The organism is Halohasta sp. A2, from assembly GCF_056175805.1.
In genome coordinates this window covers 1-291 of record NZ_JAQFWV010000262.1, presented here as the reverse complement: position 1 = coordinate 291, position 291 = coordinate 1, and the positions used below count along the sequence as shown (strand labels likewise).

Genomic DNA, 291 nt, shown 5'->3' with positions numbered 1-291 from the left:
ACGTCAGCGTTGAACGCCGCGTCACACTCCTCACAGACGTAGAGGCCACGCTTGACACGCTGACTATCGTCTTCACTACCGCAGACGCAACACGTCTTGCTCGTGTTACGCTCTGAAACTTCTACCACCTCGATTCCCTTGACTTTCGCTTTGTATGTGAGAACCTTTGTAAAGCGGTCGAACGCCCACCCGTGCAGGTCAAGGTTGCCGTGTCGACCCCAGTTTTTCGACTTACCAGCTTCGTCTTCACGCACGCCCTCTAAGTCTCCGACGTTGATTCGGCCAACTCCC

At 55.0% G+C, this 291-nt stretch carries 1 protein-coding gene; it reads right to left on the bottom strand.

Going from position 1 to position 291, the window contains the following annotated elements; genetic code table 11:
* A partial coding sequence (locus O2S87_RS19055; protein ID WP_475410251.1) for a zinc ribbon domain-containing protein occupies positions 1-291 on the bottom strand: 291 nt, incomplete at both ends.